This is a genomic window from Lactobacillus sp. UCMA15818 (assembly GCF_030400225.1).
In the GTDB taxonomy this organism is placed as follows: domain Bacteria; phylum Bacillota; class Bacilli; order Lactobacillales; family Lactobacillaceae; genus Liquorilactobacillus.
The window spans coordinates 40,345-62,047 of sequence record NZ_VJYB01000010.1; the positions used below are offsets into that span (position 1 = coordinate 40,345).

A 21,703-nucleotide genomic window follows, 5' to 3' on the forward strand; every position below is an offset into this window, starting at 1 on the left:
TAAAATTGGTAAAATTTAATAATCTCTAACTCGTAACCTCCGCTTTCTTGAAGGCCTGCCTAATTTCAATCTGTTTTTCAACTTCAGCCAACATCTTACCCTTTGTTTCATCTGACCAGTTGTAGTAATTAGCCATTTCATCAATTATTCCTCTATAAACCAACTTCATGTGTTCAAATCCAAATAGCATTTGACTACTTCTACGTAAAAGATAATCAATTGGATGAACTACCATTTCATCTTCTAACCCATAATGCAGTTGAGCATAATCAAGCGGATCCAATTCTGTAGCTGCTTCCTTAGCTTCTGCTAAAAACTTGTAGACCTCATCAACATTTAGACCATAGCGATGAACTAGAGCTTCTGCTTGTGCTTCCTCTAAACCGTCATCAATACCTCGTTCAACTGCTTCTGGTAAGAACTCTTTAAATCCCTTACTCCCCTTATTATCTGCCCCTGACAATGGTAAATTTTCTGTTTGTGTCTCTACATAGTGATAGTCGCCATATTCTTGTACAAAATCTTTAGCCAATTTATCAATAATCTTCTCTGCCATCTTGCGATATCCGGTTAACTTACCCCCTGCAATTGAATATAGACCCGAATCCGAATGAAAAATTTCATCTTTACGCGAAATTTCGGAAGGACTCTTGCCTTCTTCTTGAATTAATGGTCTAACACCTGACCAAGCAGACTCAACATCTGCGAAAACCAGTGGTTCAATTGCAAACATCTGATTAACGGCACTCAAAATATAATGTACATCTTTACTTGTAATTGATGGCTCACTTGCATCTTTATCCCAACTAGTATCAGTTGTACCAAAATATGTCTTGCCTTCACGTGGAATGACAAACATCATCCTTTTATCATTGAACGGTGTATCAAAGAAAATCGCATTTTTAACTGGGAATTTTGCATTATCAACAACTAAATGAACACCCTTAGTAAGATGCAAATGCTTGCCTACATCACCATCCATTTGTCTAATATTATCTACCCATGGTCCCGCTGCGTTAACAACACGTTTTGCATAAATTGTCCCTGTTTCACCGGAGACTTGGTCAACATATCTTGCCCCATTCACTTTTCCTTGGCCATTGTATGTCAGGTCGGTAACTTTTGTGTAATTTGCCAACAAAACTCCTTGTTCATTTGCCCTTTTAGCTACCTCTAAAACAAGCCGTGCGTCATCTGTTCGATACTCAACATATACTCCGGTTCCTTTTAATCCATCAGCCTTTAGATATGGCTCGCGCTTAAGAGAGTCACTAGGATCAAGCATGAATTTTCGCTCATTTTTTTTCACTTTTGCTAAATAATCGTAAACGTCTAGAGCAAGTGCTGTTGTGAACTTACCAAAAGTTCCACCTGCATAAAATGGAAGCATCATCTTCACCGGTGTTGTCACATGTGGTGCGTTCTCGTAGACAATTGCCCGCTCAGATCCAACCTCTGCCACTTCATGAATCGCAAGTTGTTTAAGATAGCGCAACCCACCATGAACAAGTTTAGTTGATCTGCTGGAAGTTCCAGAAGCAAAGTCCCGCATTTCTATTAGACCAGTCTTCAAGCCTCTCGTCTCAGCATCTAGGGCAATTCCGACACCCGTTATCCCACCACCGATTACTAGCACATCAAGTTCTTCATCTTGCATTTTCTGTAAATTATTTTCTCTTGTCTGCATATTAAAAGTCGTCATCAATACCCCTCCTTATCATTGATGCTTGTTATACTTGAACTCCATCGTTGCTTTAACCGCATGCTTCCATCCTGTATATAAATCATTCCGTCTTTCTTCATCCATATTCGGTTCAAATTTCTTTCCTACAGCAAAGATTTTCTTCAAATCGTCAACACTATCCCAGAATCCAACTGCCAAGCCTGCCAAAAAAGCAGCTCCCATTGCTGTTGTTTCAACATTTGCAGCTCTTTCAATCGGAATATTCAAAATATCAGATTGAAATTGCATTAAGTAATTATTATTTGATGCCCCACCATCTACTCTTAAAACTGGTATTTTGATTTTTGTATCTTCATACATTGTGTCAACCACATCTTTTGATTGATATGCTAATGACTGTAGAACAGCCTTAATAAAGTCCTTGCGTGTCGTCCCACGGGTAATACCAAAAACTGCTCCACGAGCATCAGAATCCCAATATGGTGCGCCTAATCCTGTAAATGCTGGAACAACATAAACTTCATCCTGGCTTTCAGACTCGAGTGCAGCCTTTTCCGAATCTGGAGCACTGTCAACTAACTGCATTGAATCTCTTAACCACTGGATAGCTGAACCTGAAACGAAAACCGACCCTTCTAAAGCATAATTAACCTTGCCGTCAATTCCATATGCAATTGTTGTCAATAAATTATTTGCTGACATTATTGGCTCGGTTCCCGTATTCATCACAATAAATGATCCAGTACCATAAGTATTTTTAACCATCCCTGATTCTAGAGCTAGCTGCCCAAATAATGCACTTTGTTGGTCACCTGCCATTCCAGCAATTGGAACTGCACTCCCATAAAAATGATAGTTAGCAGTTGTTCCATACACCTCTGAATTACTTTTAACCTCTGGCAATATTGCTTCTGGAATATTTAATAATTGCAATATATCCTTGTCCCATTTAAGATCATGAATATTAAACAACATAGTACGGCTAGCATTGCTGTAGTCTGTAACATGAATTTTTCCACCCGATAGTTTCCACGCAATCCATGTATCAATAGTTCCAAAAAGAAGCTCACCGTTTTCTGCCCTTTCTTGTGACCCTTCAACATGATCGAGTATCCAACGGACTTTTGTAGCAGAAAAGTACGGATCAATTACTAATCCAGTTTTCTCATGAATCATCTTTGCATATTTTTTCTTTTTTAAGTCCTGTGCAATCTCATTTGTCTGCCTAGATTGCCACACAATCGCGTTATAAATTGGTAACCCTGTCTCTTTATCCCAGATGACAGTCGTTTCACGCTGATTTGTAATTCCAACAGCCTTAATTTGTTTTGGCTGTATTCCTGAATTGATAAATGCATTCGCTATTGTTGAAAGAACCGCATTCCAAATCTCATTGGCATTATGTTCAACCCACCCAGGATGCGGAAAATATTGCGGAAATTCACGTTGAGCATCGGATACAATCTTACCTTTATGGTCAATAATCAAAGCTCTTGTGCTTGTTGTGCCTTCATCAATTGTTAAAATATAATTCTCTGTCATTTTATTCAGCCTCCATCTTTTGGTAGCGCTTTCTATAAAATTAGCATATACCATTTATATAAAATTGCAAGAAATTGAGCTTTTACTTTCTTAGTGAATAGCCTTTCCCCAGCTGCTCATCTTATCACAAAAATATCGTGTAAAATATCTTATTACATATTTCACAATCTTTTTAGATATACCAATTGTTTTTTCTATCTCCAAATATTAGTTGTATAATATCATTAATTAATCAATTTCCGAGAAAGGGGATTTTTATGAAAAAAATAGGTTTGATTGGCGGTATGGGACCAGTCTCAACCGTTGACTATTATCAACAACTGGTAACTAAATTCCAGCAAAGCCATCCCAATGCTTGTCCACCAATTGTGATCGACAGTCTAGATGTTTTCAAGCTTCTGACATTAGAGGAAATGAGAGATAGACACAGTCTTATACAGATATTATTAGCTAGTCTCAATAATCTGAAAAAAGCGGGGGCCAGTTTCGCCGCCTTAACTGCAAACACACCTCATATGGTTTTCGATGAATTAACTGCTGTTTCTCCCTTGCCTCTGATAAGCATTATTGACTCAACACTTGCAGCTATCAAAAAAAATAGACAAAGAAATATTGGTCTCATTGGTACAAAAATGACGATGGAACTTGGATTTTACCAAAAAAAATTACAATCTGCCGGCATAAATCTTGTAACTCCTTCTGCAGAACAAATCGATACTATTCACCAAATAATATCTGAAGAGTTAGAAGTTGGAATTGTAACTGCCCAAAGCAAACAAAAATTACTTGAAATAATTAAAAAAATGAGCTCAAAAAGCAATCTAGAGGGAATAATTCTAGGTTGCACTGAGCTTCCTTTAATACTAGGTCAAAAAGATATCTCTATAACTGTATACGATACTGTTTCAATTCATGTAAATGATATTCTCAACACTGCACTACAGGACTAAGTTAATACTTTATTCCAAATAAAATCATCCGAAAAAGGGACATTACCGTTTCTTTGAAGTTCAGTCTGTTTTCTTCAAGATAGTTTTCTCCTAGCAGGTGTACGAGCGTTTGTTGTATGAGCATTTGTAAAACTTTTTTCTCGGTATTAGTTAACTCCTTGATATTCTCATTCTCAACTAAAACCTTATATATTAATTCACTTAACTCATCTAGATTCGCTTGTAATTTGTTCCATTGTTCTGGATAATCAGTCCTTATTTTTACCGCAAACTTAATAAGCTTGTCTATATCATATGTATCCGGAAAAATATTCCATTGGCACTTCAATAACTCTGAGGGCGATATCCTCCTTCCCAGTGCCGCTTGCCAGCTATCTCTGAATTCGTAAAAAAAGAAATCAATTGTTTCATTTATAATAGCAACTTTGCTTGGGAAGAGTGTATACAAGGTTCTTTTACTAATCTTAAGTTCACTAGCAAGTTCCGCTGTAGTAAATTTTGTACCTTTTTTCTCCATTAGATCTATAATTTTTTCATATATTTCCCTTTTTTTATCCATAAACTTTTGCTCCTAAATCTTACTGAATAATATGTCATCCTCAATAGTAATTTTTTCACAAAGCTTGCAAAAAGTAGATAATTATTTTTTTCTCAAGATATTTACCTACCTTTTTACATTTTTTCTCTCCATAGTGTACAATCAGTATTGTGCTTTAAAACAAATATACCATGGGAGTGATTCGTTTGACTGTCGACTATACCAAAAAAACCACCATTGTAAATATTAGAGATATCGGTGGTATCCCTGTTACACATGGTCAATTAAAAGAAAAAACTTTTTTCAGAAGTGGTGAACTATGCAACATTTCTACCTATGATATCTCTTTTCTTGAAGATAAACTACATCTTAAAAAAATATATGATTTTAGACGACCAGAAGAAATAGAAAATCGCCCAGATTCTCTATTTGAAAAAATTAAATATGAAAACATCAATTTGATGTCCACCGCTGGTCAAGCCAATCCCAGCCTAAAAAATATGACTATTTCTGATAACATCGAGTCACACATGCTTGATGCATATACAGAACTTGTCTTGGGCAACTCCGCCCAAACCGGCTATCATACTTTTCTTATGGAGTTGGTTAAAACACCCCAGCCCGTAATCTTTCACTGCTTTGCTGGCAAAGATCGGACTGGTTTTGCTGCAGCTTTGATTCTAAAAATTGCAGGTGCTACTTCAAATGAAATCTATAAAGATTACTTGCAGACAAATGAAGCCCGTAAGAATGCTAACAAAGAAATTTTAGCCACTTTCTCCAATAGACTGTCTCCTAAAAAATTGGCAGGACTAGAGGTATCATTAAATGTCAAAAGTGACTACTTAGCACATGCATTTGATTTAATAGACCACCATTTTGGAAACTTTAACAGCTACCTTCTTGATGGACTTGGTCTTCCAGAAAATTATACTTCAGCTTTCCAAAAAATTTATGTTGACTAGTACTATAGACATAAATCGGTATTATTCAAAGTTAGATGAAAAATTTTGACTTATGAAACATGTCTATCCTGAATGCATAGTAAAATCGAATTAAAAAACTGTAATCTTTTTTTTAGATTGCAAAGAGGCTAGTGAAAATTATTTAAAAATTTTCACTAGCCTCTTTCTGTTAATTATCTTGTTCATCTGCAAGATTATCCATCTTTTACAAATAACTGACTTCTTAAAATAAAAATTAGTCTCCGATTACAAGGACACGTTCTTCATCATCCATGTAAACTTTTTCTTCACGTGTTGCTTCGATTGATCCAAATGGCATCTCTGCACGTAAAACCCAACCTTCAGGAACATTGAACGCTTCTTTGAAAGCATCATCTATAAGTGGGTTATAGTGTTGTAAACTTGCTCCCAGTTTATTTTCTGCAAAGGCAACCCAAACATTCTGCTGAGCTCCACCAAGACCTTGTTCTGACCAATCTTGGAAGTTATCAGCATACAAAGTAAACTGTGCTTTATTATCATCAATTGTTGTTTGATTTGTAAAGAACAAGACCGTTCCAAACCCAGCTTTGAATGAATTTATTTTTTCTTTTGTCTTAGCATATGCTTCCTCTGTTGGTACTTCAGACTTCAATCTTTCAATTACCAAGTCCCAAGCCTTATCCGATGCATCTCCAAAAAGGACGATTGCACGGGTTGATTGGTTATTAAAAGCTGTGGGTGACTCTTTGATAGCATTTTTTACTAATTTAACAATTTCCTCTTTTGATTCAGTAACATTTTTACCTAAAGCATAAATTGAGCGTCTATTTTTTAATAATTCGATTAGTTTTTGTTCCATTAAAAATTCTCCTGACATGAATTTATTTGTTATCTTTTATATAACAACTATAATTGTAGTGACTTTTTTATCATTTGTCAACACTTACTTTTTAAAAGCTTATCTTTTATTGCATGTCTTATCACAATTTGCTATCATTTGTTAATACTACCTGGAAAGTTGGTACATTACATTCATGAATACATATAGTTTATTAAAAAATAAAATGCCACCATCCATCAAGAAGGCTTGGATCATAAAAGATTTGATATCTTTTTTTGTTTCAATTATTGTCATTGAAGCAGTTGGCTTTCTTGCTAATCATTTTTGGCATTCTACCTGGATAAATCAATCTATAATAATACTTATAAGCATTGCAACATTGATAACTCTGTTTTCTTTAATTTCAATTCCATACAGATATTTTTTTCATCGTTATGAAATCAATCAAACAGAGGTTACAATTCAAACTGGTTTTTTCTTCCGAAAAACAACATATATCCCGCTTATTCGGATACAGCACATTGAAACTTCTCAAGGCCCAATTCTTCGTTTTGTACATCTGACTGAGCTATCTATTCATACCGCTGCCAATACACATTCCTTGAGTGGACTGGATATTAAAATAGCTGCTGACTTGCGGACACAAATATTAGAGTTAGTTGAGGTGATTCGTGAAGATGTCTAATTATCAGCGACTTCATCCACTTGTAATATTGAAGAAAAGCATTTCATGGGCATTTTCTTTCGTACTCATACTCATATTTGATACTTTACGTAATACTAGCAACAAATCTGATTGGGTTTTTAGTATCACAATTTTTGGGGGATTAATTGTGCTGGCAGTCATCTTCAATACTTACCACTGGTTTACCTTTAAGTACGCAATCAATCCTACAACCTTATCAATTAAATCTGGTATTTTTTTTAAACATGAACAAACTATTCCTTTTTCGAGAATCCAGTCAGTTCATCAAGAATCATGGCTTTTATTTCGACCTTTTAGAGTCGTTAAACTTACTATTGAAACTGCTAGCTCAAGCAGCAAAGTCGAAAGTACCATATTAGAAGTCGTGTCCCAATCAACGTACGCTTTGCTTGAGAAGTTACGGCTTGGAAAGAATGTCCCCGCTGATATAGAGCTCAAGCCAATTAATAAACAACATTACAAGTCGCAATACTCGGTCTCAATGAATGATATCATTGTCTTTTCATTAGTTGATTTCAATATTATTTCCGGAATCTTAGGATTAACCGCAGTATTTTATCATTTTAGCGACTTTGCAGATAAATATCTAAATCCATTTTTGAATAAGATAGTTGCTAGTGGATTATTGCTGCTGATTTCTTTTGTAATCATAATTGTTATACTCGCTATTTTAGGATCTATTACAAAAAATATTTTCAAATATTACAAGTTTAACGCACAGAGGGAACTCAACCATATAATTATAGAACGAGGTTTCTTTACACGTACAACTCTAAGTATTCCAATTGAACGAATTCAAGCTATTCGCATAAAAGGTTCTTTATTGCAAATACTCCTGCACATTAAGACAGTTGAGCTTTTATTAGCATCAGGTAAAGAAAGCGAAGACAAAGAAAATGCTGAAGACACTACTTTCTTTCTTTTTCCCATCATAAATAGCCGCTTATTGTCTGAAAAACTTGCACAAATTCTGCCTGAATTTACTGAAACGATTGCCCCAAAAACCTCCCAATCATTCCCATGTCTGCCACACTATTTTTTGTTCAGTCGTTTCCAGTTTTTAGGCCTCTTATTACTGGTTCCATTATTTTTTTGGAATAACAACTGGAGCTTCTTACTTGGCATAGCGATACTTCTTTTTACCTTATTGTTTGTTATTAATTCTCTTTGGAAAACTAAAAGTCAATCTAGCACATACTACGAAAAACAGTTGCTCATAATTAGAACCGTTCATTTTTTCACACTGACTGAATATCTCTGCCCTTTGAATAAGATTCAGTCAATTTCAATATCCACCACACCTTTTCTCTATCAGCAGCAGCTCGGACATACGACTTTCTCACTTAAAACAGGAGAAACTGCTCTAGAGATAAAATTAAAATATCTATCATGGTCAATCTGTAAGGATATCAAAGAAGCTTGTAGTCCTAAAATCAGAAAATATACTTTTAAAAAAACAAAGAAGTATATACCATAATGATGATAAAAACTTGTGTGATAACACGAACTGTAATTATAATTTATCCTTTATTATAAATAACTTACGATTAAACCAAAATTTTGGATTACAAAGTCAAGAGCTTGACTAACCGTAAAAAATGGGGCAGGGTCAAAAGTTAAATTTTGACCCTGCCCTCATACTTATTACTAATAAGCGTATTTCATAAGTCAAAATTTTCCGCCTAATTTCACAGCAGGATTACCAGCCTTTTTCGCCGCTGCTCCTCTCTTTGTTGTCTCAAAAGAGAGTAATCTTTCTTTTAATTCATTATATTTTAAGTTTGCACCAAACACTGGGCTTCCAGGTTCCATCCGAATTCCTTGCATAAGACTGCCCTCATCCAGAGGATCAAACCCAAAATCATCGACTATGACAGCAACTTTTTGAACAGCATCCTTATTATCACCAACTATTGCAATTGCCTTTCGATTGTTTTGCCCTTTAGGCTTAGCTTCATCATACAAATCATGATATCCCATGTGATTGAAAGCCTTTATAACAACACTTTTTTTTAGATAGTTCTGAACTAGTTCACTTGATGAACTACTGACATCAGTTAGTTCTGGACGCTGACCATCTACTTCCCACCAATAATTCATCGCATCTATTACAAGCTTTCCGGCTAGTTGCTCAACTGAAAGTGACTTATACTTTCCTAATGGAAGGGCTAAAATAACAGTATCTGTTTTTGCCAGAACTTCTTTTGCAGTGAGCGCTTGGGCTTCTGGTAACAATATTTCAGTTGTTAATGCAATTTTTTCAGCACTGCCTGAACCAGCAATATATACTTGGTATCCAGCCTTTAGCGCAAGTTGTCCCAATACTGTTCCTAACTTCCCAGCTCCTAAGATTCCAATTTTTTTTGCCATTTTTATTCCTCTCTTAATAACTCGCGCACTCTTGGAATCACCTTGGTAGCATACAGCTCAATTGTTCGTTCTCGAGCACTTGCCGAAAGTTCGCCAGCACCATACACTAGTTCAAATCTTCCTGCATCCAAAGTCTTAAGCATTCTAGCAATTCTTTTTGCTACAGTTTCAGGCGAACCAACATAGAATGAACCATTTTGGACTTCACTTTCATACTGTTCCCGAGACATCGGTGTCCAACCACGATCTTGTCCAATTCTCACAAAACTTGCTCTGATATGATTCCATCCTAATTCAATTGCTTCTTCATCCGTATCAGCAATCACCCCGTGTGAATGAACTGCAACTGGATATGTCTGCTGCTCAAATTTTGCCGCAGCTTTTTTATACAACTCAATATATGCTTTAAACCTCTCAGGTGAACCTCCGATAATGGCCAGTGTCAATGGAAAACCATATCTCGCTGTCCTCACAACAGATTCAGGCGAACCTCCAACTGCAATTCTTGTTGCTATCTTACCATTATCTGTTTTTGGAAAAACATCGGCATCTTTTAATGCAGCCCTAGTTGATCCCTTCCATGTCACTGGCCTCTCTTCTAATAACTTAGAATACAGGTCGAGCTTCTCTTCAAAGAGAACATCATAATCTTGTAAATCATATCCAAACAATGGGAATGATTCCGTAAATGAACCTCTACCTAACACTGCTTCTGCACGCCCATTCGAGATTGCTTCAAGTGTTGCAAAGCGCTCATATACTCTCACCGGATCATCCGAACTCAACACTGTAACTCCAGTGGCTAACGTAATTTTCTTCGTAATAGATGCTATGGCAGCTAAAACTGTATCTGGACTTGAAATAGCGTAATCCGCGCGATGATGTTCGCCCAGAGCAATGACATCAATTCCCAACTCATCAGCCATTTTTGCTTCCTTGATTACTTGCCTGATAGCCTCTGCCTGTGTGAAGACTTTATCCGCATTTTCACGCGGAATATCTCCAAATGAATCAAGACCAAATATTATTTTTCCTGGGTTTATCATTTCATTACCGCCTTTTTTTAAATTATATTCTTATTTTTTGTAAGCATATTAAAATACTAGTATGCCTTGCCTTGAGTGTCAAGAAAAATAACTATTATCTCAAATCCTTCTTTATCTTAATATTAGCTTAACAAAAAGCACTATTATTCATTAACTATTATTCATAGTTTTTTCAAAATTTCACCCTATACTATGAATATAGTCTTGATACAAAAACATCCCGCTCCCCCAAAACGAGATGCTACAGACTACTAAAATTCGTTTTTTCTCTACTCCCTTTCTCCGTGGTTAACCCCAAGACCACGGAGTTTTTTTATACACTAAATAACTTATGATATCAGTTTTGTTGGCAAAGTAACTAGCATTCATAGAGGCTGTACTTACTAATTTTCAAAATAATATTTTATCATCGAATTTTCTTTACTTATCATGTTAAATTTATGCTTATAAATAATCTCTCAAATATTATTATCTTTATTCAAATTAAAAGTTGTTGCTTTTTTTATTACAGGTTGTTATAGTTAGCTTGTTAACAACATTATAAAAATTAAGGAGTGGTTTTTAATGACAAAAAAAGTTGGTTTAATCGTTGGTAGTTTAAGAAAGGGTTCTTTCACTCGGGCTGTCGCTGAACAAATGGCCGCACAATTACCTAGCGGATTTGAAATTAAGAATATTGATATTAGTAAGCTTGATTTATACAATCAAGATTTGGACGATGAGGATAGGGTTCCTGCCAGCTGGACTAAATTCCGTGAAGAAATGAAAACTGTTGATGCAGTAATTTTCGCAACACCCGAATTTAACCGTTCGGTTCCTGGAGCATTAAAAAATGCACTTGATGTTGGGTCACGTCCCTATGGAGCAAGTATTTGGGATAAGAAGCCTGCAATTATCTTGAGTGTATCGCCAGGTGCAATTAGTGGATTTGGTGCTAATCATCACCTTCGTCAATCATTAGTATTCCTCAACATGCCTACTATTCAACAACCTGAATTATATATTGGAAATGTTACAGAATTACTTAATGAAGATTTGAAGATTACTAATGAAGGTACGCTTAAGTTTCTCGGTAATGCAATGACTATTTTTGCCGATTTTATCAATCGCCTAGCTTAAGGGCTTCTAATTAATTTTATTTAAATAATCAAAAAGTCATCTTAATTCATAGCTATCGCCTTTTTGAAAGTTATTTTCTTGATACTCACAATTATTTTCAAGGAATAGTTTTATTAATTTAAAAAAAGGCGGAGACCATCTTTTTTAATACAGTAATGCTCTTTCCTTGATTGTGAATAACGTTCAATATAGAATTAAGTTGTGTTAAAATTAATGAAAGGCGGTAAATCAAGAATGACTAAAACTATTGCTTCTTCCAAAACACAGTTGCAGTTAAACCAACTACTAGCTGATTTAACTCAACTGCAAAATAATATCCAACAAACTCACTGGTATATGCGTGGTAAGAACTTCTTCCATCTGCATCCTCTGATGGATGAGTACAAGGATCAATTAGGTGAACAACTTGATGAGTTAGCGGAACGACTTATTGCATTAGGCGGAAGCCCCTATGCTACGGTTAAAGAGTTCATTTCTAACACTGGATTACCTGACGAAAAAATAGAGTTTGATCAGTTTACCTTACCAGAATTAATGGACAGATTACTAACCGAATTTAAATATCTACGTGATCAATATCAGATTGGGATAGAAGTTACTGATGAAGAGAAAGATTTCCCAACTCAGGATATTTTGAATGGCTACAAAAGTGATACTGAAAAAACAATTTGGATGATCAGTGCGTATTTAGATGAAAGTCCAACTGACTAATATTGGCGAACAGCATTTTGAAACAATCTATAGTGCCCCCAAAAATTGGATTAAAAGCTAATTTTTAGGAGTGCTATTTTTATGACAAAATACAATAATAACCGTTATGATGAACTTAATTCCCTAAGTTGAAAGAAAAATGGCTCAACAGCATTTACAGTACAGTTTCCAAATAAACATTTATAACTTTAAGCATAATTTTGATAATACGATGATAGACATCTCTTTATAGTTTTAAAATATTTGGTCTCTAGTTACACCTTAGGCCTAATAAGCAATTCAAACCACTTTCTTATTTTTCACATGCAATACCTTAGGAGTAGATTCTGATTGTTCAGAATGATAGTATTAATTAATAATATTAATTTTTGGTGGAGACTGTCAGAGTGGAGTTTTGTTATGTCTTTTATTGGAACACTTGCCGTTATCTTGGTAGCTACTACAGTTTTTGGTCATTTATCTGTTAGATTGGGAATGCCCGCCGTCATTGGTCAATTAATTAGTGGCATCATTATTGGCCCAGCCATTTTGGGAATTATCCAACCTGACGAGTTGGTTGTTAACTTTGCAGAAATCGGTATTATCTTATTGATGTTTATCGCTGGAATAGAGAGTGATCTGCAGCAGCTTCGTAAATTTTTAAAACCCGCTCTTTTAGTTGCAACTTGTGGAGTAATATTTCCTATCTTTGTAATGGGGACTTTTAGCCTTTTTTTTAGCTATCATTTTCAAGAAGCTCTCTTTATTGGCGCTGTTTTCTCTGCAACATCAGTGAGTATTTCAATTGTTGGCTTGCGCGAATTTAGATCACTCAATACCAAGGAAGGAACAACGATTTTAGGGGCAGCCGTTGCAGATGACATTATGGGTGTCATCATTCTCAGTCTCTTAATCTCATTAGAAAATAGTTCTGCTGTAGATATTAATAATCTAATTATTCAACTAACATTCCAATGTGTGTTTTTTATCGGTGTATTCTTCCTTGTTCGCTGGATAGCCCCAATACTAATGCATTTCAGTGAGAAGTTATTAATTCCTACCAACCGAACTATCTCTGCTATGATTATCTGTTTATTAATGGCATATATTGCCGAAACGGTTGGTTTATCAGGGGCGATTGGTGCTTTCTTTGCTGGAATTGCTGTTGGTCAAACAAATAGCAAAAAAGTTGTTGTTATGTATATCGAACCAATCGGCAATGCCATCTTTATTCCTGTTTTTTTCGTGAATATTGGACTTGGTATCTCATTTAGTAATTCTCTCACCTCACTAATATTTATTGTTACAATGACACTTCTTGCAATCTTAACTAAATGGTTTGGCGGCTACTTGGGTTCAATACTATCTGGATTCACTAAACAAAGTAGTAACATTGTAGGTGCAGGTATGGTTGCACGTGGCGAAATGGCCTTGATTACTGCACAAATAGGATATAATGCTCACTTTATTCAAAAAGAGCTTTATATCGATCTTATTTTTATCATTGTACTTGCTACAATTATTGCTCCCTTATTACTACGCTGGAGTTTACGACAAAAAGTTGATTAAACAATAGACATGCTGGATTTAAAAATATTTTCTCTACTGCAAACCAATTTAACTTTGAATTCACATGTATATTTGGTCATAAAAAAGTGCTCTATAATAATTAGACTTTTGTCTAACTATTATAGAGCACTTCAGTTTGGCGTAACCTCTCTATTTATTCCGGATAAACGTGTTTCATAAGTCAAAATTCTCCGTCCAACTTGTGTAACACTGCCTTGACTCCAATTTGTCTACCTATTATGAGGCACTTTAGTCCCTTATTTAACTAATATTCACCCAAGAATTAAGAACCAAATTTTTTGAAGCTTTAATATCACTGCTTATCAATTATTTTTAACCAACTACTACATGTTTCTTGTACTTATCAACCAAATGAACTTCATTCAAAATCCCCCTAGCTTCTTGTGTTCCTTCATAGATTCGACGAGCACGCTTGGAGTCTCCAATATTCAACAATGTTATTCCTTCATTTTGTGCAAATTGTTGTAAATCGTTAAAACCTGGAATATAACTTCTCATCCCTAAGCATACAAAAGCTTTATCGAATTGTAATGTTCTCTCTTCGTCCGCACAGCTCACAACTGCTGCTGTATTTGAAATTGATAACAACTTAGTACCGACAAACTGTTCAACATTATATTTATTTAATAACTCTTTCATACCAAGTTTAGTAATTATATCCAAGTCTTTGCCTATTTCAGGTAACATCTCTACCATTGCTACTTTAGAATTCTGATGTTCCGTAAAGTATTCCATTACGTCTAGCCCAACAGCACCTCCACCAATGACTAAGATCTTTTCTTCTTTTTGATTAAAGCGCTCTAAGTCATTTAATAAATCAAAAATATCAAACACATGAGAATCATTCTCCATACGTGCTTCTTGTAATCCTTCGATTGGTGGTAAAAACGGATGAGCACCAGTTGCATTAATAATGATATCTGGTTTCTGCTTCTTAATTATATCCAAGTCTGCATATTCATTTAGATGGATCTCAAGATTACTCAACTTTTCTGCTCTTACTCGCAAATAATTTACATAATCATCTATTCTTCGCTTGTCAGGTAAACGTGCAATCTCATGGGCCAATCCACCTAAATAACTTTTTTTCTCATAAAGGCATACTTCCGCGCCTATTTCTGCAGCAGAACAAGCTGCTTCAAGAGCTGTCGTCCCTCCACCAATTACAACTATTTTAATTTTGTTTTTTAATTTATCCAGTTTAAAATCATCTTCACCAATTACGTCAGGATTTACTGTGCAACGGATTGGAAGCCCCTTCCCGATTCGATGATCTGCACACCCAATATTACATGAAATACATTTTCTCAGCAGCTCTTTATTTCCGAATTTCACCTTATTGACCCAATTAGGCTCTGCAATCAAACCTCGGCCCATTGCAATCAGATCTGCTTGCCCTGATTCCAATACTCTTTCAGTTACTTGAGGGGATCTAAAATTCCCAGAAGTAACAGTAATCTTATTAAATTTATTTTTTACTTTCTGTGCCATGAACGAACGCCAACCATCTGGTAGATTCATCTTATCAATCTGATATTGTAAATTATCATTGATTCCGGCAGAAACATTCAGAATATCAGCTTCTTTACTGAAGTAACTTAATAATTCTAGAACGTCATCAATCGTATTTCCATCCTTAACAAATTCGTCAGCACTAACTCTTACAGAAATTGGGAAACGCGGCCCGACAGCTTTTCGAACAGCTCCCAAAACCTCATTTGCAAATCTTGCTCGGTTTTTCGCAGAACCACCATATTGATCAGTCCTATGATTATAATGTGGTGAAAGAAATTGATCAAGTAAGTAGCTATGTCCAGCATGAATTTCAATACAATCAAACCCTGCTCTTTTTGCACGATCTGCGGCAATTGCATACTTACTGACTATCATCCTTATCTCCTCGATTGTTAAAGGCCGAGGGGAATTCATTCCTTTTTTAGAAGCAACATCTGATGCAGATACTGGCTGAAGACCATTTAACCTCAATGTAGTTGCAGATGCTCCAGCATGGTTAATCTGAACAGAAGTACATGCACCATAGGCATGCATCCTTTCGTTAAACTTCCAAAGACCTGGTAAAAATTGATCATTATCCATCCTTAATTGAGTCGTTCCATTAGTCCCCATTGGATAATCAAAACATACATTTTCCAAAGTAATTAAGGCTGTGCCACCTTTTGCCCTTTGTTCATAGTATTTAATATGATCATCATTAATTGTACCATCATAGTTAGCAAAATTAGATCCCATTGGTGGCATAACAATCCTGTTCTTTAATGTCATCCCGTTAATTGTAATAGGCTCAAAAATATACGGATATCTATTCATTATCATTATTCTCCTTCTTAAAAATTTTATTTCATCTTCTGTAAAACTTTAATTGAGGTTGGGTCAAAAGTTAAATTTTGATTCATTCTCTATTTATTACAAATAAACGAACTTCATAAGCCAAAACTTTCCGTCTAACTTCGAATTACTCATAGCAGAGTTTTCACTATGTTCGTAATTTCTAGTTGTTACTCAAATTTCCTCGAATTATGGCACACTCCCAAAGTTTTCTCGTTGCTTGTGATATCAAAATCAATCTTTAAAATGCTAATATATTTTACAACTCGGCAAATATTTTTTTGAATCACTAAAAAGTCTGTTAAATTAGTAATCCAAGCTCAAAAAAGCCAAAACTTATACTATCTAAAATAGAATAAAGGTATATCCTATTCTCATTCTTTATTTTTTGTTACCTTATTCACATATTATAATCAAAAAATTCAATATAATAAATAAATAAAATTTCAATAATTCATAAAGAAAATCTATTGAATTGCCTTTATGAAACTTATTTCATACTTAAACAAGTTATAAAAAGCTGTAACTAACTCTCTCGATTCAAACTAATTCGAGAAAGCCCGTTACAGCTGTTCTTTATTTAATATTATTTTTATATCTGATGCTCGTAGTCAACTGCTGCTTTTCCTGCCGCAAAGCCAGAAGAAAAACTCCAACTATTCATCATACTTGGCATTGAATCACGTCCGTTCGCTCCACCAATAATTTCCCCTGTACCAAATAAGTTCTTAACTGGGCGATTCATGCTATTAAGCAAGTTCATTTTGTCGTCAACCATATATCCACCTAAAGTAGTGGCAAATCTATCTCTTTGTTCTATTGCATAGAATGTATTTCCTTCGAATAGATGCATACAATCATTAGTTCTACCAAATTCAAGATCTTCTCCATTCACTACATATTCGCGATATTTCTTCAGTGTTGTAATTAGCTCATTCCCGTCTATCTTTGCTTTAGTAGCAATTTCTTCAAGTGAACCCTTTACAAAAATTGGATTCTTACTTCCATCATTTTTCAAATATTCCTTTATTTCATTTTCAGAGAAATCATGTAACAACAACAGTTTGTAAAACTCCTTCCATGTCCGTTCATCCATAATTAAATATGCAACTCTCCCTGATTGTTTCAAAATTGCATCTCGGAATTTTGTGTAGACCTCGGATTCATTAACTATTCTTTTACCTTCCTTATTTACATAGATAGCTCCCATATCCGTTGCTAACTTAGAGGCATAGGTCGTTAACTTAGCAATTCCTGGCTCTACTTCAACACCATGTGGATAAATTTTGAGCCAATCCGAATCATGAACTTTCAATGATAATGCATGCGTAAATTGATACGAATCTCCAGTAGAAGTCATAGGTCCGTAGTAATCGATGCCCTTCCCATTTCCTTCCTTTAATACCTTAGCTCCATATCCGCCAGCGGCTAATATTATGCTCTTAGCTTCAATGTAGTAAGAAGCATGTTTACTTTCTGCAATGACCCCTTTGACCATATTTCCTTCAACCACAATATCTTCAACTCGGACATCTAGCAGTATCTCTCCGCCTTTTTTTTGAAATGATTCAGACATCTTACTAATAAACTCGTAACTACTTGAACTAGGTAATTCAATCTGGCGCTCCACACTATGTTCAGGTGTCTGCGTTTGTGCCTTCTTATAATCCAAATTTGCAAACTCGCTAACAAAATCAATTGCATCCCCAATATTATCTACCATAATTCTTGTTAAGTTAGTATAATTTGTTTTTCTTGATTCTTTAAAAACATCATTAGCAAGAAGCTCAGGAGAGTCCTTGTAATCTGACCCAAATATCTTCTTACTTGTTTTTGAACCCGTACCTACAATATTTGATCCATTTAAAATGGTTGCTCCACCCATATACCCATTCTTCTCTAATAGAATAACTTTTGATCCTAAAGACAATGCCTTACTAGCTGCTACTAAACCTGCGCCCCCTCCGCCTACAACAAGAGTGTCTGTAATTATTTGTTTTCTTGCCTGGCTTTGTTCATCCTCAATTTTTCTACCATTCAACTCTATTTTACTGTCAACCATGGCCTCCTTTGCTGTATCTAAAATTGCTTTAGTCATTATTGTTGCACCACTAACTGTATCAACATCAAAGCTTTGATTAGAGAGTACATCACCCTTCAGCTTACTAAAAACCTGATTGAATATTCCTGGTGTTTCCGTGTGCTTGATGACTTTTAAATCTTTAATTTCATTTTTATCAATATTAATTTCAAATTCTATTTTTCCATTACGACCTTGAGTCTTTAAATTTATTTTTTCCATAATTCATTTCTCCTCTAAAATCTTCAAAAAATATTATTAATTTAACCGCTGTAATATATTCATTACACTTGCGCCCTTTTTCGTTGCTTTACTATTCAAAAATCTAATTTTTACATTTCTTCCAGTCATTAGCCAGTTACATTTACCTATTATTTCAGCATTATTATTTAACATTCTTATTTGCACTGGAAATTTCTCTCCAGACAGCTCCACTTCTCCATCATATATTCCATCAGCTGGACGAACTTGAAATTCATTTTTCTGAACAAATTTATCAAAACTTTGTTTACCTTTCCTCACGATAATACTGCCTTCAATTTCATAAATATGCCCCAATAATTCATTTGCAGAATTTATTTCACCTAATTTAATTAATTGTCGAATTAAAGTTGATCCTATCTTTTCACCTTGGTATGTTTCTTCAGGTATCATAATGACATCGAATCGTCCTTCACTGTACACTTGCATTTTTTTCATGTTTGCAATCCCATACTTCCCAAATGTATAGTCAAATCCTGCTACCACAGTATCGCTATTTAATTTAATAATAAAACTCTCAACAAATTCATATGGCGATAAAGATGCAAACTCCATTGTAAACTCTACAACATATAAAATATCCGCTCCAATGTCTTCTAAAAGTCGTTCTTTTTGAGATAAATTGCATAGGTATCTTATTTTAAAAGGTGCCTTCGGTCCACTAAACACCTCTGAAGCATGTTTATCAAATGTCATAACAGCAAGAGGTAATCCCTTTCTTAATGCTATTTTTTTAGCCTCACTAATAACTTTTTGATGTCCTAAATGAACACCATCAAAAAAGCCTAAAGCAAGTACAATCTTATGCGGGTCAACAAGCTTTTTTAAATTATATGGATATTTCAAATCAATGATTTTCATATTAGCACCTCTTTTAGTTGCCCCTTAAAAATATACGAAAAAACTGTGAATGACCTAAGACTGCCACACACAGTAAGTTTTTTACCTTGCTACTTTAAATACGTCAATTCAGATTCGTCAATTGCCTTATTCAATTCTTCAGTTCTTATAGAAAGTTCTTCCGTATCCCACTCTAAATAATTAGCCATATTTTTAAGTACTGCTTTTTTTACCTCATTCAAAGTATTCGCCTTAAATAACATATGATATGTTCTGCGCAATAAGTAATCTACTGGATCAAGAACCAATTCTTCATCAAGAGAGTATCTGAGTGTTGCTGCTTCAGCTTTTGAAAGTCCTTCAATATTCTCAACACTATTTAATAAATTAAATATTTTAGTAGCATTAGATCCAAACATCTTTGCGATTGAAAGTGCTTCTTCGTGATTGAGCCCCTTATCTTCACCAATCTTTGCAAATTCAGCTAATACTTCTTCCACATTCTCTGAATCAAAATTGCCACCTGAAACTATGGTTTCCTTAGAATCAGCTAATATAAATTCTTTATTGAAATCATTTTCTAATTTTTTTACAATCATTTCGAGAGCTGCCTGTGCCATTAAACGATAATCTGTCAATTTTCCTCCAGCCAGAGTGATTAATCCATCTTCACCAACAGCTAAAGAGCTCCCCCTCGAAACTGTTGATGGAGCTTTAGAATTGCTTACAGATTGACTAGCTCCTGAAACCACATCCGTCGTGTTGTCTGTTATAATTAATGGTCGTAGTCCAGCCCAACTAGACTCAATATCATCTATTGTTAAATTAGCTGTTGGATATTTTCTATTGATTATCTTAAGCAGATAATCTACATCCTCCATATCTACTGTTGGATTTTCAAAGTCACCATGATAATCAGTATCAGTCGTTCCAAAATACGTCTTACCTTCCCGAGGTATTGTAAAAATCATGCGGCCGTCATCTGTACCAGAACCAAAATAAGTTGGCTGTGGTACTTGCAATTTTGAGCTATCTACAACGAGATGTATTCCCTTTGTAGGCCGCATTTGTGGTCTATCCGTATTTGTATTATCAATTGACTTCACTAAATCTGACCATGGACCGCCTGCATTAATGATAACTTTTGCTTTAATTTCAAATTTCTCACCTGTCAGCATATCCTTAACTGTGCATCCTACAGCCCGATTGTTTACATCATGTAATATTTCAACCGCTTTTATACGATTCAACATAATCCCGCCGTCATCGTGGGCCTTTTTCACTGCTTCAATTACCAATCGTGAATCATTATTTTGATAGTCCAAGTATACCCCGGCCCCAACTAATTTATCTGGATTTAATTGTGGTTCTCTTTTTAGAACCTCTTCTTTAGTCAACGTATAGTTTGCATATTTCCTAAGCTGCTTAGATTTGTTGATTTCTGCTAAATGATCATATAAGTCCATTGCAACTTTGACAGAAAACATTGTAAATGTAGTTCCCGGTTCATCATAAATAGGTAAAATCATCGGATCAGGATAAACTAAATGTGGAGCAATATGTTGTACAATAGCTCGTTCTTTAACTGTGTCAGAGACAACCTGTACATCAAAAGTTTTTAAATATCTAATTCCACCATGAACTAATCTTGTAGATCTTGATGATGTTCCACCGCCAAAGTCTTGCATATCGATCAGAGCCATCTTTATTCCTGAAGCGGCTGCTTGTAAGGCAACTCCTGCACCTGTAATACCTCCACCAATGACTAATAAATCAACTTCTTCACCATTTTTTAATAACTCAATTTCTTTTTGTCTTGTTTTTTTTGAAAAACCCATTATAATTCCTCCTTTGATCTCAACCTCATTCACAAAAAGGTACCGCTTTCAAAACGTAAAAAAATAACAACTTACGGGGGTGGGTCAAAAGTTAAATTTTGATTCAGTTCCTCTACTTATTCCGTATAAACGTGTTTCATAAGTCAAAATTCTCCGTCTAACTTCGAATTACTCATAGCAAAGTGCTTGCTATGTTCGTAATTTCGAGTTAGTACTCAAATTTTCCCGACTTTGTACTGCCTTAAAAAAGTTGGACATGTTTATTTTAATTGTTAGCTAGATACTGTTTACGATATTCGACTGGAGTTAATCCAT

The 21,703-nt window shown here is 35.1% G+C and carries 17 protein-coding genes; 7 read left to right on the forward strand and 10 right to left on the reverse strand.

All coding sequences use genetic code 11. From position 1 onward, the window contains the following. Nucleotides 1–25 precede the first annotated feature (25 nt). Complete coding sequence (locus tag FFX44_RS10030) at nt 26–1,702, reverse strand: FAD-dependent oxidoreductase (protein ID WP_289980570.1); 1,677 nt, start codon at nt 1,700–1,702, stop codon at nt 26–28. Nucleotides 1,703–1,717: 15 nt separating this feature from the next. After that, nucleotides 1,718–3,226, reverse strand: a complete 1,509-nt coding sequence (gene glpK, locus FFX44_RS10035; RefSeq protein WP_289980571.1) for a glycerol kinase GlpK — start codon at nt 3,224–3,226, stop codon at nt 1,718–1,720. 257 nt (nt 3,227–3,483) lie between these two features. On the opposite strand from glpK, the gene FFX44_RS10040 reads away from it, so the two are divergent. Then, entirely contained in the window at nt 3,484–4,176 is a 693-nt protein-coding gene (locus tag FFX44_RS10040; protein WP_289980576.1) for an amino acid racemase, read from the forward strand. Between the two features lies 1 nt (nt 4,177). Here the strand turns inward: FFX44_RS10040 and FFX44_RS10045 are convergent, their stop codons facing one another. Further along, nucleotides 4,178–4,735: a TetR/AcrR family transcriptional regulator gene (locus tag FFX44_RS10045; RefSeq protein ID WP_289980578.1), complete on the reverse strand. Its 558-nt coding sequence runs from the start codon at nt 4,733–4,735 to the stop codon at nt 4,178–4,180. A gap of 185 nt (nt 4,736–4,920) precedes the next feature. Between FFX44_RS10045 and FFX44_RS10050 the strand changes: the two genes are divergently transcribed. After that, on the forward strand, nt 4,921–5,679 hold the full coding sequence (locus FFX44_RS10050; RefSeq protein WP_289980581.1) for a tyrosine-protein phosphatase: 759 nt from the start codon (nt 4,921–4,923) through the stop codon (nt 5,677–5,679). A gap of 235 nt (nt 5,680–5,914) precedes the next feature. On the opposite strand, the gene FFX44_RS10055 is transcribed toward FFX44_RS10050, so the two are convergent. Further along, nucleotides 5,915–6,520 (reverse strand): nitroreductase family protein, encoded by a 606-nt coding sequence (locus FFX44_RS10055; RefSeq protein ID WP_289980585.1) that lies wholly within the window; start codon nt 6,518–6,520, stop codon nt 5,915–5,917. A gap of 175 nt (nt 6,521–6,695) precedes the next feature. Between FFX44_RS10055 and FFX44_RS10060 the strand changes: the two genes are divergently transcribed. After that, nucleotides 6,696–7,187 carry a PH domain-containing protein gene (locus tag FFX44_RS10060; RefSeq protein WP_289980589.1) on the forward strand — a complete coding sequence of 164 codons (492 nt, stop codon included), beginning with the start codon at nt 6,696–6,698 and terminating at the stop codon, nt 7,185–7,187. After that, on the forward strand, nt 7,180–8,685 hold the full coding sequence (locus FFX44_RS10065) for a PH domain-containing protein (protein WP_289980590.1): 1,506 nt from the start codon (nt 7,180–7,182) through the stop codon (nt 8,683–8,685). Before FFX44_RS10060 ends, FFX44_RS10065 begins: the two co-directional genes overlap by 8 nt. Nucleotides 8,686–8,876: 191 nt before the next feature. On the opposite strand, the gene FFX44_RS10070 is transcribed toward FFX44_RS10065, so the two are convergent. Both FFX44_RS10070 and FFX44_RS10075 read right to left on the reverse strand, forming a co-directional pair. Next, the gene (locus FFX44_RS10070) at nt 8,877–9,578 is read right to left on the reverse strand and encodes an NAD(P)-binding domain-containing protein (protein WP_289980592.1); all 702 of its coding nucleotides are present in this window, start codon (nt 9,576–9,578) and stop codon (nt 8,877–8,879) included. Between the two features lie 2 nt (nt 9,579–9,580). Further along, a complete protein-coding gene (locus FFX44_RS10075; RefSeq protein WP_289980593.1) occupies nt 9,581–10,624 on the reverse strand; it encodes an Atu2307/SP_0267 family LLM class monooxygenase in 1,044 nt (347 codons plus the stop codon). 564 nt (nt 10,625–11,188) lie between these two features. Here FFX44_RS10075 and FFX44_RS10080 point away from each other — a divergent pair. From FFX44_RS10080 to FFX44_RS10090, 3 genes are all read left to right on the forward strand, one after another. Further along, the gene (locus FFX44_RS10080; RefSeq protein ID WP_289980594.1) at nt 11,189–11,743 is read left to right on the forward strand and encodes an NAD(P)H-dependent oxidoreductase; all 555 of its coding nucleotides are present in this window, start codon (nt 11,189–11,191) and stop codon (nt 11,741–11,743) included. A gap of 234 nt (nt 11,744–11,977) precedes the next feature. After that, nucleotides 11,978–12,454 (forward strand): DNA starvation/stationary phase protection protein, encoded by a 477-nt coding sequence (locus tag FFX44_RS10085; protein ID WP_289980597.1) that lies wholly within the window; start codon nt 11,978–11,980, stop codon nt 12,452–12,454. 399 nt (nt 12,455–12,853) lie between these two features. Further along, nucleotides 12,854–14,002: a cation:proton antiporter gene (locus FFX44_RS10090; protein WP_289980599.1), complete on the forward strand. Its 1,149-nt coding sequence runs from the start codon at nt 12,854–12,856 to the stop codon at nt 14,000–14,002. 333 nt (nt 14,003–14,335) lie between these two features. On the opposite strand, the gene FFX44_RS10095 is transcribed toward FFX44_RS10090, so the two are convergent. The 4 genes from FFX44_RS10095 to FFX44_RS10110 form a co-directional block, all read right to left on the reverse strand. Continuing rightward, nucleotides 14,336–16,351, reverse strand: a complete 2,016-nt coding sequence (locus FFX44_RS10095; RefSeq protein WP_289980611.1) for an FAD-dependent oxidoreductase — start codon at nt 16,349–16,351, stop codon at nt 14,336–14,338. Nucleotides 16,352–16,961: 610 nt separating this feature from the next. Then, nucleotides 16,962–18,671: an FAD-dependent oxidoreductase gene (locus FFX44_RS10100; RefSeq protein ID WP_289980603.1), complete on the reverse strand. Its 1,710-nt coding sequence runs from the start codon at nt 18,669–18,671 to the stop codon at nt 16,962–16,964. Between the two features lie 36 nt (nt 18,672–18,707). After that, a complete protein-coding gene (locus tag FFX44_RS10105; RefSeq protein WP_289980605.1) occupies nt 18,708–19,571 on the reverse strand; it encodes an FAD synthetase family protein in 864 nt (287 codons plus the stop codon). An 89-nt stretch (nt 19,572–19,660) separates the two neighbouring features. Beyond that, complete coding sequence (locus FFX44_RS10110) at nt 19,661–21,388, reverse strand: FAD-dependent oxidoreductase (RefSeq protein WP_289980607.1); 1,728 nt, start codon at nt 21,386–21,388, stop codon at nt 19,661–19,663. Between the last annotated feature and the right edge of the window lie 315 nt (nt 21,389–21,703).

What these genes read in the sequence shown, in the direction of transcription:
- FFX44_RS10100 (WP_289980603.1), bottom strand. Translation starts at nt 18,671, where the DNA reads ATGGAAAAAATAAATTTAAAGACTCAAGGTCGTAATGGAAAAATAGAA.
- FFX44_RS10045 (WP_289980578.1), bottom strand. Translation starts at nt 4,735, where the DNA reads ATGGATAAAAAAAGGGAAATATATGAAAAAATTATAGATCTAATGGAG.
- FFX44_RS10065 (WP_289980590.1), top strand. Translation starts at nt 7,180, where the DNA reads ATGTCTAATTATCAGCGACTTCATCCACTTGTAATATTGAAGAAAAGC.
- FFX44_RS10095 (WP_289980611.1), bottom strand. Translation starts at nt 16,351, where the DNA reads ATGAATAGATATCCGTATATTTTTGAGCCTATTACAATTAACGGGATG.
- FFX44_RS10085 (WP_289980597.1), top strand. Translation starts at nt 11,978, where the DNA reads ATGACTAAAACTATTGCTTCTTCCAAAACACAGTTGCAGTTAAACCAA.
- FFX44_RS10055 (WP_289980585.1), bottom strand. Translation starts at nt 6,520, where the DNA reads ATGGAACAAAAACTAATCGAATTATTAAAAAATAGACGCTCAATTTAT.
- glpK (WP_289980571.1), bottom strand. Translation starts at nt 3,226, where the DNA reads ATGACAGAGAATTATATTTTAACAATTGATGAAGGCACAACAAGCACA.
- FFX44_RS10105 (WP_289980605.1), bottom strand. Translation starts at nt 19,571, where the DNA reads ATGAAAATCATTGATTTGAAATATCCATATAATTTAAAAAAGCTTGTT.
- FFX44_RS10060 (WP_289980589.1), top strand. Translation starts at nt 6,696, where the DNA reads ATGAATACATATAGTTTATTAAAAAATAAAATGCCACCATCCATCAAG.
- FFX44_RS10030 (WP_289980570.1), bottom strand. Translation starts at nt 1,702, where the DNA reads ATGACGACTTTTAATATGCAGACAAGAGAAAATAATTTACAGAAAATG.
- FFX44_RS10090 (WP_289980599.1), top strand. Translation starts at nt 12,854, where the DNA reads ATGTCTTTTATTGGAACACTTGCCGTTATCTTGGTAGCTACTACAGTT.
- FFX44_RS10040 (WP_289980576.1), top strand. Translation starts at nt 3,484, where the DNA reads ATGAAAAAAATAGGTTTGATTGGCGGTATGGGACCAGTCTCAACCGTT.
- FFX44_RS10075 (WP_289980593.1), bottom strand. Translation starts at nt 10,624, where the DNA reads ATGATAAACCCAGGAAAAATAATATTTGGTCTTGATTCATTTGGAGAT.
- FFX44_RS10080 (WP_289980594.1), top strand. Translation starts at nt 11,189, where the DNA reads ATGACAAAAAAAGTTGGTTTAATCGTTGGTAGTTTAAGAAAGGGTTCT.
- FFX44_RS10110 (WP_289980607.1), bottom strand. Translation starts at nt 21,388, where the DNA reads ATGGGTTTTTCAAAAAAAACAAGACAAAAAGAAATTGAGTTATTAAAA.
- FFX44_RS10070 (WP_289980592.1), bottom strand. Translation starts at nt 9,578, where the DNA reads ATGGCAAAAAAAATTGGAATCTTAGGAGCTGGGAAGTTAGGAACAGTA.